Origin of the sequence: Xenophilus sp. (assembly GCF_044462705.1) — a bacterium.
GTDB classification, from domain to species: domain Bacteria; phylum Pseudomonadota; class Gammaproteobacteria; order Burkholderiales; family Burkholderiaceae_C; genus Xenophilus; species Xenophilus azovorans.
Genome location: NZ_JBIQNC010000043.1, coordinates 12,286 through 27,239, shown reverse-complemented (window position 1 = coordinate 27,239; position 14,954 = coordinate 12,286). Strand labels below are relative to the sequence as shown.

Here is a 14,954-nt window from a genome sequence, read left to right as displayed (position 1 = left end):
CGCTGGGTGACGCGCCGCACGGTGATGGAGTCGTCCACCACCAGCACCAGCGGCACCTCGGCGTGCGCCGGCAGGGCCAGCGCCGCCGCCGGGCCCTGGGGCTGGTCCGCCGCGGCCGTGGGCGCCACCGTCTCCGCCGCCGCGGGCCGGGACACGAGCGCGCCGGCCTGCAGTTGCCGCGCCGCATCGCCGTGCAGCGCGGCCAGCGCCACCGGGTTGTAGATCAGCGCCACCGCGCCGGAGGCCAGCACCGAGATGCCCGCCAGGCCCGGCACGCGCGCCAGCTGCGGCCCGAGGTTCTTGACCACCACTTCCTGGTTGCCCAGCACTTCGTCCACGTGCAGCGCGACGCGCTGCGCGGCGCTTCGCACCACGACGATGGTGTTGGTCCGGCCTGCCGGGCGCTCGCTGCGCGCGGAGGACTGCAGCAGCGCGCCGGCCCAGAAGAAGGGCACCTCCTCGCCGCCGAAGACGTGGTGGCCGCTCGCGTAGGCGCGCGCCAGGTCGTCGGCGCCGGCGCGCTGCACCAGTTCGACCAGGTTGGCCGGCACGCCCACCGAGACCTCGCCCGCGCGCAGCATCACCACGTGCGTGACGGCGGTGGTCAGCGGCAGCACCAGCTTGAACTCGGTGCCCTTGCCCTCGGCGCTGCGGGTCTCGATGCGGCCGCCCAGCGCGGCCACCTCGGAGCGCACCACGTCCATGCCGATGCCGCGGCCCGCCAGCTCCGACACCTCGGCGGCGGTGGAGAAGCCGGGCCGGAAGATCAGCTCGGCGACTTCCTCGTCGCTCGGCTCCTGCCCCGCCGCCACCAGGCCCTGCGCCCGGGCGCGCGCCAGGATGCGCTCGCGCGGCAGGCCGGCGCCGTCGTCGCGGAAGCCGACCGACACGTCGTTGCCTTCCTGCCGCAGGTCGATGGTGATCAGGCCGGCCGGCTCCTTGCCGGCGCGCTCGCGCGCGGCCGCGTCCTCGATACCGTGGGCCACGCAGTTGCGCAGCAGGTGCTCGAAGGCGGGCGTCATGCGGTCGAGCACGCCGCGGTCCATCTCGATGGTGCCGCCGGTGATGTCCAGGCGCACCTGCTTGCCGGTGTCCTTCGACGCCTGGCGCACCACGCGGTAGAGGCGGTCGGACAGGCCCTCGAACTCCACCATGCGGGTGCGCAGCAGGCCGCGCTGCAGCTCGCGCGTCTGGCGCGCCTGGGCCGACAGGTCGTCTTCCGTCGCCTGCACCGCCTTCTGCAGCGTGCGCTGCACGGTGGCCACGTCGTTGACCGACTCGGCCATCATGCGGGTGAGTTCCTGCACGCGGGTGAAGCGGTCGAACTCTAGCGGGTCGAAGGACTGCTGCGTGTCCTTGGCCTGCGCCAGGCGCGACTGCATCTGGCTCTCGGCCTGCACCTCGATGTCGCGCAGTTGCTGGCGCAGGCGGTCGAGGTTGCCGGTCAGGTCGCCCAGCGAGCTGCGCAACTGGGCCAGCTCGGCCTCCAGGCGCGAGCGGGTGATGATCACCTCGCCGGCCTGGGCCACCAGGCGATCGAGCAACTGGGCACGGATGCGCACGGTCTGGCCCGAGCCGGCGCGGGCCGGCAGCGCCACCGGCTGGGCCGGGCGCGGCAGGGGCCGGGCGGGCGCGGGCGCCGCGGCAGCCGGCTCGGTAGCCTCGGCCTTCTCGACCACGATGGCCGGCACCGCGGGCGCGGCCGCCACCGCGGCGGCGGCCCGCTGCACCAGCTCGGCCTGGCCGGCGGAATCGGCCGCGCGCAGGCGGTCGAAGGTGTTCTGCAGGATGTCGAAGCGGCCCAGCAGGGCCTCGATGGCGGCGCGCTCGCCGGCGTCGACGGCGATCCCCTCGATCGCCGACTCCATGCGGTGCGCGCGTTCGCCCAGGCGCATGGCGCCGGCCAGCCGCGCGCTGCCCTTGAGCGTGTGCAGGGCCCGCAGCGCCGCGGCGCGGTGCTGGCCATCGTCGGGATGGTGGCTCCAGGCGCGCAGCGAGGCGCCCAGCCGCGGCAGCAGCTCGGTCGCCTCTTCCTCGAAGACGGGGAAGAGGTCGGGATCGACCGCGTCGGCGAGGTCGATGGTGTCGTCGCCGTCCTCGTCCAGCTCTGCCGGTGCCGCGATGGCCTGCGCCAGGGTGGCGGGCGCAGCGGGCGCAGCGGGCGCAGCGGGCGCGAGGGCCGGCGCAGGCGCCTCGGCCGTTTCCGCAGCAGGCGCGGCGGACAGGGGTGAGGACGCCAGTTCGCGCAGATCGTCCAGCACGGACGCCTGCGGCTCCTTCAGGAAGCCGGCGGCGAACTGGTGCAGCAGCCGGCGCACCTCTTCGGCGGCGGCCACCAGCACCCGGCCCTGGGCCCCGGTGCCGCGGCCCATCGTGTGCAGGTGGTCCAGCGCCGCCTCGACCAGGCGCGCCATGTTCGACAGGCCGTGGAAGCCGACCGTGGCCGAACTGCCGGCCAGCGAGTGCGCCAGCCCGACGGTGGACTCGCCGATGGGCTGGTCCGGCTGGGCCGCCCACTCGCCGACGTCGATGGCCAGTTGGCGGGACCATTCGTCCGCCTCGTTCAGGTAGACGTTGTACAGCGGGATGCCGATGCGCAGCGGGCCGATGACCTTGACCTGCTCTTCGGCGGCTTCGGCCGCGGCGATCGCCAGGTCTTCCGCAGGGGCCGGCTCGGCCGGGGCGGCCTCGGCCTGTGCAGGCTCGGGCTGCGCGGGCGCGGCAGCGTCCTCTTCGGCCTCGGCCGACACGCCGGATTGCTCCACCGGCGGCGGCGTGTCCTGCATGGCCTCCTCGGCGGCTTCGGCGTCCGGCTCCAGCGGCAGCTCGAAGTCCAGCGGCGCGTCCGCGGACGGCACCGGCGCCGGGGCGGCGGCCAGGAAGTCGATGTCCTCGCCGCCCGCCAGCGCGGCCGGCGTTGCCGGTGCCGCAGGGCCCTTGCGCGACGGCAGGATGTCCGTGACGGCGAAGTCGTCGTGCCCCCAGTCGGTGTCGGGCGGCGTGCCTTCGGTCGCGGCGGCCGGCTCCCGCTCGCCCGGCAGGGGTTCGATGTCGAAGTCCAGGTCGAGCGGCGGCAGCTCGTGCAGCGGCGCCAGGTCGGTCGGGGCGTCCGCGCGGTCGACGGCGGGCGGCTCGGCGACCGGCGGCTCGGCAGCGATCTGCCGCGCCGCGACGGCGAGCGCCTCGGCGTCCGGCAGGGCCGTGGCCGCAGGCGCGGGCACCTCGTCCCCGTTGGCCAGCGCCTCGGCGGCGGCACGCATCGGCGCGGCCTGCCAGGCGTGCGGCTGGCCGGAGGCGATGGCCTCCACCCACTGCGAGAACTGACCCAGCGCAGCGGCCGTGCCGTCCAGCAGCGCCGGCGTGGCGGGGCGCTGGTCGGCCAGCCAGGTGTTCAGCACCTGCTCGAAGGCCCAGGCGGCTTCGCCGAACTCCATCAGCCCGACCATGCGCGAGCTGCCCTTGAGGGTGTGGAAGGCACGGCGCAGCACGGTCAGCTCGCCCATGTCGGCGGCGCTGTCGCGCAGGTTGCCGATGGCGGCCTGACCGCCCTGGATCACCTCGGTGGCCTCTTCCAGGAAGATGTTCTGGAGGTCGTCCTCCTCCAGCTCGGTGACCTCGGTGTCGGGCAGCACCTCCAGCGGCGCCGGGCCGGTGATCTTGGCGGTCCAGCTCTCGGCGGCACGGCTGAACTCCTCCAGCGCGGGCGCGGCCGAGGCGCCGGGCTTCGGCACCGCCAGCGCCGCCAGGCGGGCCGCGATCTGCGCGTCCACCTCGTCCACGCTGAGCACGGTGTCGGCCTGCACCACGGTGCCCGAGGGCGCGGCCACCAGGTCGGCGCCGATGCCGTGGATGGGCGCGCTGGCATCGACCTGCCGGCCCATCAGCGGCTTGAGCTCGCCGGCCTCGTCGTCGAACACGAACAGCCGCTTGGCCAGCGCCGGCTGGTAGCCGAGCATGTCGATCAGGAAGCCCAGCGCGCCGAGGTTGTTGCCCAGCGACTCGACGTGCTGCCCGCCCGCGGCACTGCCGCCGGCCATCAGGTGGTCGACGTTGTCGCGCATGCGCTGCACGGTGCGCGCGGCCTGCTCCAGCCCGAGCACGGAGAACACACCGCGCATCTGCAGAAGCTGGTTGGGCACGGTGCGCAGCAGCCCCATCTCGGTGGGGCGGCGGAAGAACTGGTCGAGCGACTTCTCCAGCTCGGACAGGTGCGCGCGCAGCTCGTCGACCACGGTGCCCATGGTCTGGCGGTCGCTGACGCGGCGGTACAGCTCCTCCATCCAGGGTTCCAGCGGCTCGGGGCGGCCGCCCTCGCGGGCGCGCTCGATGCGCCCGGCCAGCTGCACGGTGCGGGCGGTGAGCTGCCGGTCCTGCGGGTCGAGGTCCTCGAAGGCGGCCTCCAGGTACAGCACCGAGGTCGCCACCTCCATCGCCAGCTCGGTCGAGGGCGCGCGGCCCGAGCGCAGCGAGGCGTCGACCGCGTTGTGCAGCGCCTGCACCATCGGCGCGCTGGCCGGATGCACCTTCAGCAGCGATTCGCCGAGCTGCGCGAAGGTGTCGGCCACCTGGCGCAGCCGCGAGAGATCGCCGCCCGAGAGGGCCGACCACATCTCCTTGGCGGTCTCGATGCGCTTGCGGGCCTGGGCCAGCACGTTCGGGTCGAAGCGGCCGAACTGCACCGTGGCGTAGTCGACCTGCTCGTGGTTGGACACGCCCCAGCCCACGCGCACGGCGCGCAGCAGCGGCGCCTCGTCGCGCGGCGTGGGCACGGCCTGGGCGCAGAAGAACAGCAGGTCCTGGCCCAGCCGGTCGGACACGGTGGTGTCGCCGCGGGCCAGCGTCGTGTACTGCAGCAGCACGCGCGAGGCGGCGCGCTTGACGTAGATGTCGGGCGGCAGCAGCGACAGCGACAGCGCCTCGAAGAAGCCGCCGGCCAGCATCCAGAAGCTGGCCACCCGCGGCTGCGCCGCGCCGCGGCCGAGGCCGGCGCACACCACCGACAGGCGCCGGGCCGCCGCCTCGTCGCCGCCCTTGACGACCTTCAGCACGTCCCGGTCGAGCTGGGTGCGCACGGCCGGGTCGTAGATCATGGTGCGGAAGCCGGCCGGCTTCGGCACCTCGGCCCAGACCCAGGGATAGGTCCACAGGTCGGCCGGGTGCACGCGCTCGGTGCCCACCAGCTCCAGCACGTCGCGGTACTGCGGGAACAGCGCCACCGCCGAGACGGCCTTGCCGGCCAGCACGGCGGCGAGGAAGTCGCCCACCGCGAAGCCGGCCTGCTCCACCTTCTGCACTGCGGCGTCGGTGCACCGGGCCGGCTCCAGCACGAAGCTCTGGACGGCGAACTCCATGGCGCCGAGCACCATCGCCGGTGCCGCGTGGCCGACCATCTGCAGCGCGCCGACGGCCTGGTGCAGCTGCTGGCGCGCCATGCGCAGCGGGCCGCTGTCCTGCTCGGACGCGCCTTCGCGCGCCTGGCGCCGCAGCGACTTGCCGGCGGTCTCGATCGATTTCTGGACTTCGCCGATCACCCAGGCCAGCGGCCCGAGGTCTTCGGAAGCGGGGGCGTTGCCCGCGACCGGGGCGTTGGCGGACGGGCGATTCGACACGTGGCTGCTCGCGATAAGAGGATGTCTGTCGTCAGGCGATCTTGAAGCGGGCCACCGACTGGCGCAGCTCCTCGGCCATGTGCGAGAGTTCGCGCACCTGCTTGGCCGTCTCGCGCGTGCCCTCGCCGGTCTGCTCCGTCACGGCGAAGATGTGCTGGATGTTGGCGGCCACCACGTTGGCCGACTCGGCCTCGCGGGAGGCGGACTGCGAGATCTGCTCGATCAGCTCGGCCAGGCGGCGCGACACGCGGTCGATCTCCGACAGGGCCGTGCCGGCGTTGTCGGACAGCTTGGCCCCTTCCACCACGCCCTGCGTCGAACGCTCCATGGCGCCCACCGCGTCCTGCGTGTCGGTCTGAATGGCCTTCACCAGCGCCGAGATCTGGCGCGTGGCGTCGGCGGAGCGCTCGGCCAGCCGCTGCACTTCCTCGGCCACCACCGAGAAGCCGCGGCCCGCTTCGCCGGCGGACGCGGCCTGGATGGCGGCGTTCAGGGCCAGCACGTTGGTCTGTTCCGTGATGTCCGAGATCAGTTCGGTGATTTCGCCGATCTCCTGCGAGGACTCACCCAGGCGCTTGATCCGCTTGGAGGTCTCCTGGATCTGGTCGCGGATCGAGTTCATGCCGCCGATCGCGTTCTGCACGGCCTGCAGGCCCGAGGAAGCGGCCTGCAGCGACTGGCGCGCCACCGAGGCGGATTCCTGCGCCTGCGAGGACACGCCGTTGATGCGCTCGGCCATCGTCAGCACCGACTGGCCGGTCTCGCGGATCTCGCGCAGCTGCTCGGTGGAGGCGGCCAGCAGCTCGGTCGAGGTGCTTTCCACCTGCGACGTGGTCTGCGCCACGCGGGTGGCCGTGTTCTGCACGTTGCCCACCAGCAGGCGCAGTTCTTCCACCGTGTAGTTCACCGAGTCGGCGATGGCGCCGGTGATGTCCTCCGTCACCGTCGCCTCGTGCGTCAGGTCGCCCTCGGCCACCGTCTGCAGCTCGTTCATCAGGCGAAGAATGGCCGCCTGGTTGGCCGCGTTGATGCGGTTGGCCTCCTCGCTGGCGCGCTCGGCCTCCAGCCGCTCGCGCTCGGCCTCGGCGGCGCGCTCGCGCCCCTCGCGCACCTGCACGTAGCCGATGGCGGCCGCCACCGCCAGCGCGGCCACCGCCAGCACCACCAGCATCAGCAGCGTGCCGGCGCCCAGGCCGCTCTGGTCCGACAGCTCGGCCTGCAGCGTGCCCAGCGAGGTGCGCAGCGGCTCGCTGTCGGCCAGGATGGTGGACTGCGCCTCGCGCGCGGCCACCAGGCCCTGCAGGTTGCCCAGGATGGCGCTGGCCTGCGTGCGGGTCTGCTCGTAGGTCTTGAGGATGGCGTCGAGCTGCTCGCGCGTCTGCGCGTCGCGCGTGCCGGGCAGGCGCTGCTGCGCGTTGCCGTCGAGCAGGCCGCGGGCGATGTCCTGGAAGCTGTTGAGGTCCTTGCCCAGCAAGAACACGGCGTCGGGGCTCACGCCTTCCACCGTCAGGAATTCGTTGGCCGACTTGCCGATGCGCTGCGTCAGCATCACGAGCTGGCCGGCGGCCGAGATCTCGGGCACCGTGGCGTTCTGCTGCATCTTGAGCGAGGCGACGGTCTCGGCCATCTCCAGCAGATCCGAAGACTGGCGGTTGATGGTGCGCAGCGCCGTGCCCACCTGGGTCAGGATCTGCTTCTGGTCCAGCACCACCTTGGCGCTGCTCTCGGCGCGGTTGACCAGCGGCTCGATCTTCTGCATCTCGCCGTCGTACTGCGCGCCGACGCGCGCCAGGCCGAGCGATTCGTCGCCGCCGGCCAGGCCGCGCACCTGGCGCAGCAGGTCGTCCGCGCTGTCCTTGACCTCGTCGAAGGCGGCGGGCGTGCCCACCAGCGCCTGCGACACGGACTTGGCCAGGCGCTGCGACTGCATCAGCGACTGGCCGGTGGCCGCCACCTGCTGCGCGACGCGGTCGGCGTGCAGGATGGCCGAGCCGGCCGTCAGCAGCAGCAGCAGCACCAGCACCGCCAGCACGATCGACAGCAGGCGCTGCTGGCGCGCGGAGCGGTTCACCGGCGGCACCGGCACCGGCGCGACCGGGGAGCCGCCCTCCGCGGATGCGGCGGCAGCCTCGGCCTCGTCGCGGCTGGGCCGCAGCTCCACCGGCGCCTCGACCACCGGCGCAGGGGCCGGCGCGGGCGCGGCGGCCTCGCGCGGGATGTAGACGGTCTTGTCCTCCGGCGGCTGCAGCGTCTCGAGGTTGTCGAACGCCAGCGCCGCGGCATCGCCGTTCGCGGGCACGCCGTCCTCGCGGGTGGGCAACAACTTCTTGAACTTGTCAGCGATCGAGTTCACGGTCGGTCCTTCGATGGAGTGAAAGCGGCGCCGCCAGGCTCAGGCGCCAATGCTCAGGAATTCAGGCAACTGCGCCAGGGCGGCGAGCTGGATCTCCTGCCAGCGCCGCCCGGCGCTGTCGATGTAGGTGTCGCCCTGCCAGGACGGCGACCCGCCGGCGGGCGCCTCGGAGGTGACGAAGGCCTCCACGCCGCGCAGGCCGGCCAGGCGGTCGACCAGCAGGGCGCAGTTCACCTCCAGCGCCTCGTTGAGCGCCACCAGGCGCGACTGCCCGCGCGCGGCTTCGCCGGCCGGCGAGGCAGCCTGGCCGCCGGCGAAGGCCGACAGCTGCACCACGCCATACAGCCCGCCGCGCAGGTTGGCCACGCCCAGGAACCAGGGCAGCGTGTAGGGCACCGCCTGCGGCGGCGTCCACGGGAAGATCTCTCCTGCCTGCCCCAGGGGCAGCAGGTAGCCCGCGTCGCCGGCCTCGACGGCCAGCCAGGACGCGGACACGCCCGCCGTGCGGGCCGTCTGCAGACGGTCGGCGAGGCGGGCCTGGAATTCGCGGAGGGCTTCGCGGGCGGCCATGCGCTAGGGAACGGCGTGCGCTCAGTTCAGGGCGCGGATCTTCGCCAGCAGCTCGGCGGGCTCGACCGGCTTCACGATGTAGTCGCGCGCGCCCTGGCGCATGCCCCACACGCGATCGGTCTCCTGGTTCTTGCTGGTGCACAGGATGATCGGCACCTCGGCGAACTGCGGGTTGCGCGCCAGCGCCCGGGTGAGCTGGAAGCCGTTCTGCCCGGGCATGACCACGTCCATCAGGATCAGGTCGGGCTTGTCGGCCTCCAGGCGGCGCATGGCATCGTCGGCGTTCTCGGCGGTCTGGACCGCGAAGCCGTTCTTCTGGAGCAGGTCGGACAGGAACATCAGTTCCGTCTTGGAGTCGTCGACGACGAGGACTTTGCGAATGGGCATTTAGGCTTCCTGTTGCGCAGCGCCGAACTGCTGCACGGCCTGCAGCAGCTGTTCCTTGGTGAAGGGTTTGGTGAGGTATTCCTGCGAGCCGACCATGCGGCCGCGCGCCTTGTCGAACACACCGTCCTTGGACGAGAGCATCACCACGGGGACGTTGGCGAAATGCGCGTTGCGCTTGATGATGGCGCAGGTCTGGTAGCCGTCCAGGCGGGGCATCAGGATGTCGCAGAAGATCAGCTGCGGCTTGTGGTCGTTGACCTTGGACAGCGCGTCGTAGCCGTCCTCGGCCAGCAGCACCTCGTGGCCGCCCTGCTTGAGGAAGATCTCGGCGCTGCGCCGAATCGTGTTGCTGTCGTCGATGACCAGCACCTTGTAACCGGATCCACTCGTGCTCATCGGCACCTCATCCTCGTTGAACGTACCCCCTGGGCCCTGTGCGCCAGCGGGCGCACCCCACGCCTGGCGATGTGCGATCCTCGGCGGATCAGATCTCGACCATCTCGAAGTCTTCCTTGCGGGCGCCGCACTCGGGGCAGGTCCAGTTCATGGGCACTTGCTCCCACGGCGTGCCAGGCGCAATACCATCCTCCGGCCAGCCCGCCGCTTCGTCGTAGATCCACCCGCAGATCAGGCACATCCAGGTTTTCGTGTTCATCGCAGCTTACGAGCCTTGTACATAGAATGCAACGATTGTATCTAGACGTCTCAAACAAAGCTGTGCAAGACGTCTCACATACGCCACCCGGCGGCGCCCTTCCGAAGCCAATGAATACGTACTTACTACCACCGGAAGGCCCGCCGGAACCCGGCAATGGTAACGAGCCGGATACGGCCGACCTTGACGCAGCGGCGGACGACGACGGCCGCCCGCCCTGCGTGCTGGTGTTCAACGCCAGCGACCCGAGCGGCGCCGGCGGCCTGAGCGGCGACGCCCTGGCGATCGCGTCGGTTGGCGCTCACATGCTGGGCGTGGTGACGGGTGTGTTCGCCCGCGACACGGCCGAGGTGTTCGATCACTTCCCCCTGGACGAGGAGCAGGTGGCCGAGCAGGCGCGCGCCATCCTGGAGGACGTGCAGGTGCAGGTGATCAAGGTCGGCTTCGCCGGCAGTCCGGACAACCTGGGCCGCATCGCGGAGGCCGCATCGGACCACCCGGACGTGCCGGTGGTGGCCTACATGCCGCACCTGTCCTGGTGGAGCGACGAGGAGATCGAGAGCTACCTGGACGCCTTCGCCGAGCTGGTGCTGCCGCAGACCGCCGTGCTGGTGGGCAACCACAGCACGCTGTGGCGCTGGCTGCTGCCCGACTGGAGCGGCGACCGGCCGCCGCTGGCGCGCGACATCGCCCGGGCGGCCGGGGAGCACGGCGTCTCGTACACCCTGGTGACGGGCCAGGTGCGCCCCGACGGCGCCATCGAGAACACGCTGGCGTCGCCCCAGGCCGTCGTCGCTAGCGAGAAGTACGAGCGGCTGGAGGCGGTGTTCTCCGGCGCCGGCGAAACGCTGTCGGCTGCGCTGGCGGCGCTGCTGTCCACCGGCGCCGACCTGGCCGCCGCCACCGCCGAGGCGCTGGCCTACATGGACCGCTGCCTGGACGCGGGCTTCCGCCCCGGCATGGGCCACGTGCTGCCCGACCGCCTGTTCTGGGCGCAGCCCGATACCGAGGGCGACGAGGACGAAGCCGCACCGTCCGACTTCGCCCTGCCGCCCCACGAGACCCGACATTGACCGCATGACCACCGACCTCAACGACCAGCTCTTCGAACGCGCCCGCGCCGTCATTCCCGGCGGGGTGAACTCGCCCGTGCGCGCCTTCCGCGCGGTGGGCGGCACGCCGCGCTTCATCGCCCGCGCCGAGGGCCCCTACATGTGGGACGCCGCCGGCGCCCGCTACATCGACTACATCGGCTCCTGGGGGCCGATGATCCTGGGCCACGGCCACCCGGCCGTGATCGAGGCGGTGCAGCGCGCGGTGGCCGAGGGCCTGTCCTTCGGCGCGCCGACCGAGCGCGAGATCGAACTGGCCGAGGCGATCCTGGCGCTGATGCCCTCGATGGAGATGGTGCGCCTGGTCAGCTCCGGCACCGAGGCGGCGATGAGCGCGCTGCGCCTGGCGCGCGGCGCCACCGGCCGCAAGCGCATCGTCAAGTTCGAGGGCTGCTACCACGGCCATGCCGACGCGCTGCTGGTCAAGGCCGGCTCCGGGCTGGCGACCTTCGGGCAGACCACCTCGGCCGGCGTGCCGGAGGAGGTCGTGCAGCACACCCTGGTGCTCGAGTACAACAACGTCGCGCAGCTGGAGGAAGCCTTCGCGCTGCACGGCAGGGACATCGCCTGCCTGGTCATCGAGGCCATCGCCGGCAACATGAACTTCGTGCGCGCCACGCCCGCGTTCGCCCGCCGCTGCCGCGAGCTGTGCACGCAGTACGGCGCGCTGCTGGTGGTGGACGAGGTGATGACGGGCTTTCGCGTCGGGCCGCGCGGCGCGCAGGGCGTGCTCGGCATCACGCCCGACCTCACGGTGCTGGGCAAGGTGATCGGCGGCGGCATGCCGCTGGCCGCCTTCGGCGGGCCGCGCGCCATCATGGAACAGCTCGCGCCGCTGGGGCCGGTCTACCAGGCCGGCACGCTCTCGGGCAACCCGGTGGCTACCGCCTGCGGGCTGGCGACGCTGCGCGAGATCGCCCGGCCGGGCTTCTACGAATCGCTGGCGGCGAAGACGCGCATGCTGGTCGACGGCCTCGCGGCTGCGGCGGCCGCGGAAGGCGTGCCCTTCAGCGCCGACTGCGAGGGCGGCATGTTCGGCTTCTTCCTGCTGCCGGCGCTGCCGGGCAACTACGGCCAGGTCATGCAAAGCGACGGCGCCCGCTTCAACCGCCTGTTCCACGGCCTGCTGGCGCGCGGCGTGTACATCGCGCCGGCGCTGTACGAGGCCGGCTTCGTCAGCGCCGCGCACGGCGACGCCGACATCGCCGCGACGCTGGAAGCGGCGCGCGAGGCATTTCGCGGGCTTTGATTCCAACCGGCGGCATCCGCCGCTAAAATGTCTGGTTCGCCCGCGCCCGCGGGGGTTTCATCTGCTGGTTGGGGAGGACGCCATGCCCATCGACGCCCTCTTCCAATTGGGGATCGTTCCAGTTGACCTGAACACCTCCCAAGAGGAAGAACACTTCCGTCGCCCAAGGCGACGCGCGCACGCGGCCCCGCGCTGCGCATCGATCCGATCGTCGTCATCGAATGCATCGCGGCAGCGCATGCCCGCGCGGCTGCACCCGATGCAGGATCAGGTCTGTCATAGCCGAACGCCGGCCTGAGTGCCGCGGCGCGCCACCTGCGGCGCGCCGGGCGCTCGTTCGTTCGCCGGGGCGCCGCACGCGCCCTTCTCGTTCCCCGCGGCCATCGCCGCTGCGCTTTTCATCACTGCTTCGTCCGTCGGTTTCCCGCGCCAGGGTGCGCGGGGCGCCGCACGGCCTGCTTCCCTTCATGATCCAGACGCCCTACTACCTCATCGACAAGGCCGCCCTGCAGGAGAACCTGCGGCAGGCCGCCCGGCTGCGCGAGCTGTCGGGCGCGAAGATCCTGCTGGCGCTCAAGTGCTTCGCCACCTGGCCGGTGTTCGACCTGATGCGCGAGCACCTGGACGGCAGCACCTCCTCCTCGCTGTTCGAACTGAAGCTGGGCCGCGAGAAGTTCGGCGGGGAAACGCATGCCTACAGCGTGGCCTGGTCGGACCACGAGATCGACGAGGCCGTGGCGCACGCCGACAAGATCATCTTCAACTCCGTCTCGCAGCTGCAGCGGCTGGGCGATCGCGCCGCCGCCATCCCGCGCGGGCTGCGCCTGAACCCGCAGGTCAGCGCCGCCGGCTACGACCTGGCCGACCCGGCCCGGCCCTTCAGCCGGCTCGGCGAGTCGGACGTGGCGCGGGTGGAGGCGGTCATGGACCGCATCGACGGCTTCATGATCCACAACAACTGCGAGAACCGCGACTTCGCGCGCTTCGACCAGCTGCTGGGCGAGACGGAGGCGCGCTTCGCGCCGCTGCTGGCGCGTGCGAACTGGGTCAGCCTGGGCGGCGGCATCCACTTCACCGCGCCGGGCTACCCGCTCGAGGCGCTGGGCGAGCGGCTGCGCACCTTCTCGCAGCGCCACGGCGTGCAGGTCTACCTGGAGCCCGGCGAGGCGCTGGTGCAGGACAGCGCCTCGCTGGAGGTGACGGTGCTGGACACGCTCTTCAACGGCAAGCAGCTCGCCGTGGTCGACGCCGCCACCGAGGCGCACATGCTGGACCTGCTGATCTACCGTCTCAGCGCGCGCGTGGAGCCCGATGCCGGACCGCACCGCTACATGGTCTGCGGCCGCACCTGCCTGGCCGGCGACGTGTTCGGCGAGTACGACTTCCCCGAGCCGCTGGTGCCGGGCTCGCGCATCTCGCTGCGCGATGCGGCCGGCTACACGATGGTCAAGAAGAACTGGTTCAACGGCGTCGCCATGCCGGCGATCGCCGTGAAGGAACTGGATGGCCACACGCGCGTCGTGCGCGAGTTCGGCTACCAGGACTACGTGGACAGCCTGGGCTGATCGCCCGCGTCCCCCACCCCTTGCAGGAGAACGGAGAGCAAGCCATGAAAAAGAACGTCCTCATCATCGGTGCCGGCGGCGTGGCCCACGTGGTGGCGCACAAGTGCGCGCAGAACAACCGCGCGCTGGGCGACATCCACATCGCCTCGCGCACGGTGGCCAAGTGCCAGGCCATCGTGGCGTCGGTGCTCGACAGGCGCAGCCTGCAGCAGCCCGGCGTGCTGCAGGCCCACGCGCTGGACGCGCTCGACGTGCAGGCCACGGCGGCGCTGATCCGCGCGACCAAGGCGCGCATCGTGATCCAGGCCGGCTCGTCCTTCCTCAACATGGCGGTGCTGTCGGCCTGCATCGCCACCGGCGCGGCCTACATCGACACCGCCATCCACGAGGACCCGGACAAGGTCTGCGAGACGCCGCCCTGGTACGCCAACCATGAATGGAAGCGCCGCGAGGCCTGCGCGGCCGCCGGCGTCACGGCCGTGCTGGGCATCGGCTTCGACCCCGGCGTGGTCAACGCCTACGCCCGGCTGGCGCAGGACGCCTTCTTCGACCGCATCGAGTCCATCGACATCATCGACACCAACGCCGGCTCGCACGGCCGCTGGTTCGCCACCAACTTCGACCCCGAGATCAACTTCCGCGAGTTCACCGGCACGGTCTGGTCGTGGCAGGACCGGCAGTGGACCGCCAACAGGATGTTCGAGGTGCGCCGCGAATGGACGCTGCCGGCCGTCGGCACGCAGACCACCTACCTCACGGGCCATGACGAGCTGCACTCGCTGTCCAGCCTGCTCGACGTGCCGAGCATCCGCTTCTGGATGGGCTTCTCCGACCACTACATCAACGTCTTCACCGTGCTGAACAAGCTCGGCCTGCTGTCGGAGAAGCCGGTCGCGCTCCCCGGCGGCGGCGAGGTGGTGCCGCTGCAGGTGGTCAAGGCCGTGCTGCCGGACCCGGCCTCGCTGGCGCCCACCTACCAGGGCCTGACGTGCATCGGCGACAAGGTGCGCGGCACCAAGGACGGCCAGTCGCGCGAGGTCTTCATCTACAACGTGTGCGACCACGCGGCCTGCTGGCGCGAGGTGGGCAGCCAGGCCATCTCGTACACCGCCGGCGTGCCGGCCGTGGCGGCGGCGCTGCTCATCGCCGACGGCACCTGGGACGTGCACCGCATGGCGAACGTCGAGGAGCTGCCGCCGCAGCCCCTGCTGGCGCTGATGGACCGCATGGGCCTGCCCACGCGCATCCAGGACGCGCAGTGCGACCGGCCGCTGGCCGAGGCGCTGGCCGGTGCGGCGCCCGATGCCAGCAACGACGCGCAGGCCGCGGTGGCCGCGCCGCGGCGCAAGGCGCGCGTGGCCTGACGCGCCGCGCGACGCCGAAAAAAGTTCGCCGAGCGGCGTAGCGAGCGGCGCCAGGTCGCGCCGAGGACCGCAGCCGTACTGACGTACGGC

11 protein-coding genes are annotated in these 14,954 nt (G+C 72.0%); 5 read left to right on the top strand and 6 right to left on the bottom strand.

The annotated features are described in order from the left end of the window. The 6 genes from ACIY1X_RS09405 to ACIY1X_RS09380 form a co-directional block, all read right to left on the bottom strand. Window positions 1-5,609, bottom strand: a 5,609-nt coding sequence (locus ACIY1X_RS09405; RefSeq protein ID WP_399679999.1) for an Hpt domain-containing protein, incomplete at its 3' end; no start/stop codon positions are given. 31 nt (window positions 5,610-5,640) lie between these two features. Then, window positions 5,641-7,908 carry a methyl-accepting chemotaxis protein gene (locus tag ACIY1X_RS09400; protein WP_399680001.1) on the bottom strand — a complete coding sequence of 756 codons (2,268 nt, stop codon included), beginning with the start codon at window positions 7,906-7,908 and terminating at the stop codon, window positions 5,641-5,643. A gap of 93 nt (window positions 7,909-8,001) precedes the next feature. Further along, on the bottom strand, window positions 8,002-8,532 hold the full coding sequence (locus tag ACIY1X_RS09395; protein WP_399679997.1) for a chemotaxis protein CheW: 531 nt from the start codon (window positions 8,530-8,532) through the stop codon (window positions 8,002-8,004). Window positions 8,533-8,553: 21 nt separating this feature from the next. Continuing rightward, window positions 8,554-8,919 carry a response regulator transcription factor gene (locus ACIY1X_RS09390; protein WP_038207854.1) on the bottom strand — a complete coding sequence of 122 codons (366 nt, stop codon included), beginning with the start codon at window positions 8,917-8,919 and terminating at the stop codon, window positions 8,554-8,556. Continuing rightward, a complete protein-coding gene (locus tag ACIY1X_RS09385; protein WP_038207852.1) occupies window positions 8,920-9,315 on the bottom strand; it encodes a PleD family two-component system response regulator in 396 nt (131 codons plus the stop codon). 88 nt (window positions 9,316-9,403) lie between these two features. Continuing rightward, window positions 9,404-9,574 carry a rubredoxin gene (locus ACIY1X_RS09380; protein ID WP_038207850.1) on the bottom strand — a complete coding sequence of 57 codons (171 nt, stop codon included), beginning with the start codon at window positions 9,572-9,574 and terminating at the stop codon, window positions 9,404-9,406. Window positions 9,575-9,684: 110 nt separating this feature from the next. On the opposite strand from ACIY1X_RS09380, the gene ACIY1X_RS09375 reads away from it, so the two are divergent. The 5 genes from ACIY1X_RS09375 (at window position 9,685) to ACIY1X_RS09355 (ending at window position 14,864) form a co-directional block, all read left to right on the top strand. Continuing rightward, window positions 9,685-10,647, top strand: a complete 963-nt coding sequence (locus ACIY1X_RS09375; RefSeq protein WP_399679994.1) for a hydroxymethylpyrimidine/phosphomethylpyrimidine kinase — start codon at window positions 9,685-9,687, stop codon at window positions 10,645-10,647. Window positions 10,648-10,651: 4 nt separating this feature from the next. Then, window positions 10,652-11,935 carry a glutamate-1-semialdehyde 2,1-aminomutase gene (gene hemL, locus ACIY1X_RS09370; protein ID WP_399679992.1) on the top strand — a complete coding sequence of 428 codons (1,284 nt, stop codon included), beginning with the start codon at window positions 10,652-10,654 and terminating at the stop codon, window positions 11,933-11,935. Between the two features lie 82 nt (window positions 11,936-12,017). Then, window positions 12,018-12,233: a hypothetical protein gene (locus tag ACIY1X_RS09365; protein ID WP_157007985.1), complete on the top strand. Its 216-nt coding sequence runs from the start codon at window positions 12,018-12,020 to the stop codon at window positions 12,231-12,233. 169 nt (window positions 12,234-12,402) lie between these two features. Next, window positions 12,403-13,500 carry a carboxynorspermidine decarboxylase gene (locus ACIY1X_RS09360; protein ID WP_399679991.1) on the top strand — a complete coding sequence of 366 codons (1,098 nt, stop codon included), beginning with the start codon at window positions 12,403-12,405 and terminating at the stop codon, window positions 13,498-13,500. A gap of 44 nt (window positions 13,501-13,544) precedes the next feature. After that, window positions 13,545-14,864, top strand: coding sequence for a saccharopine dehydrogenase family protein (locus tag ACIY1X_RS09355; protein WP_051953412.1), 1,320 nt, complete (start codon window positions 13,545-13,547; stop codon window positions 14,862-14,864). The last annotated feature ends 90 nt before the right edge of the window (window positions 14,865-14,954 follow it).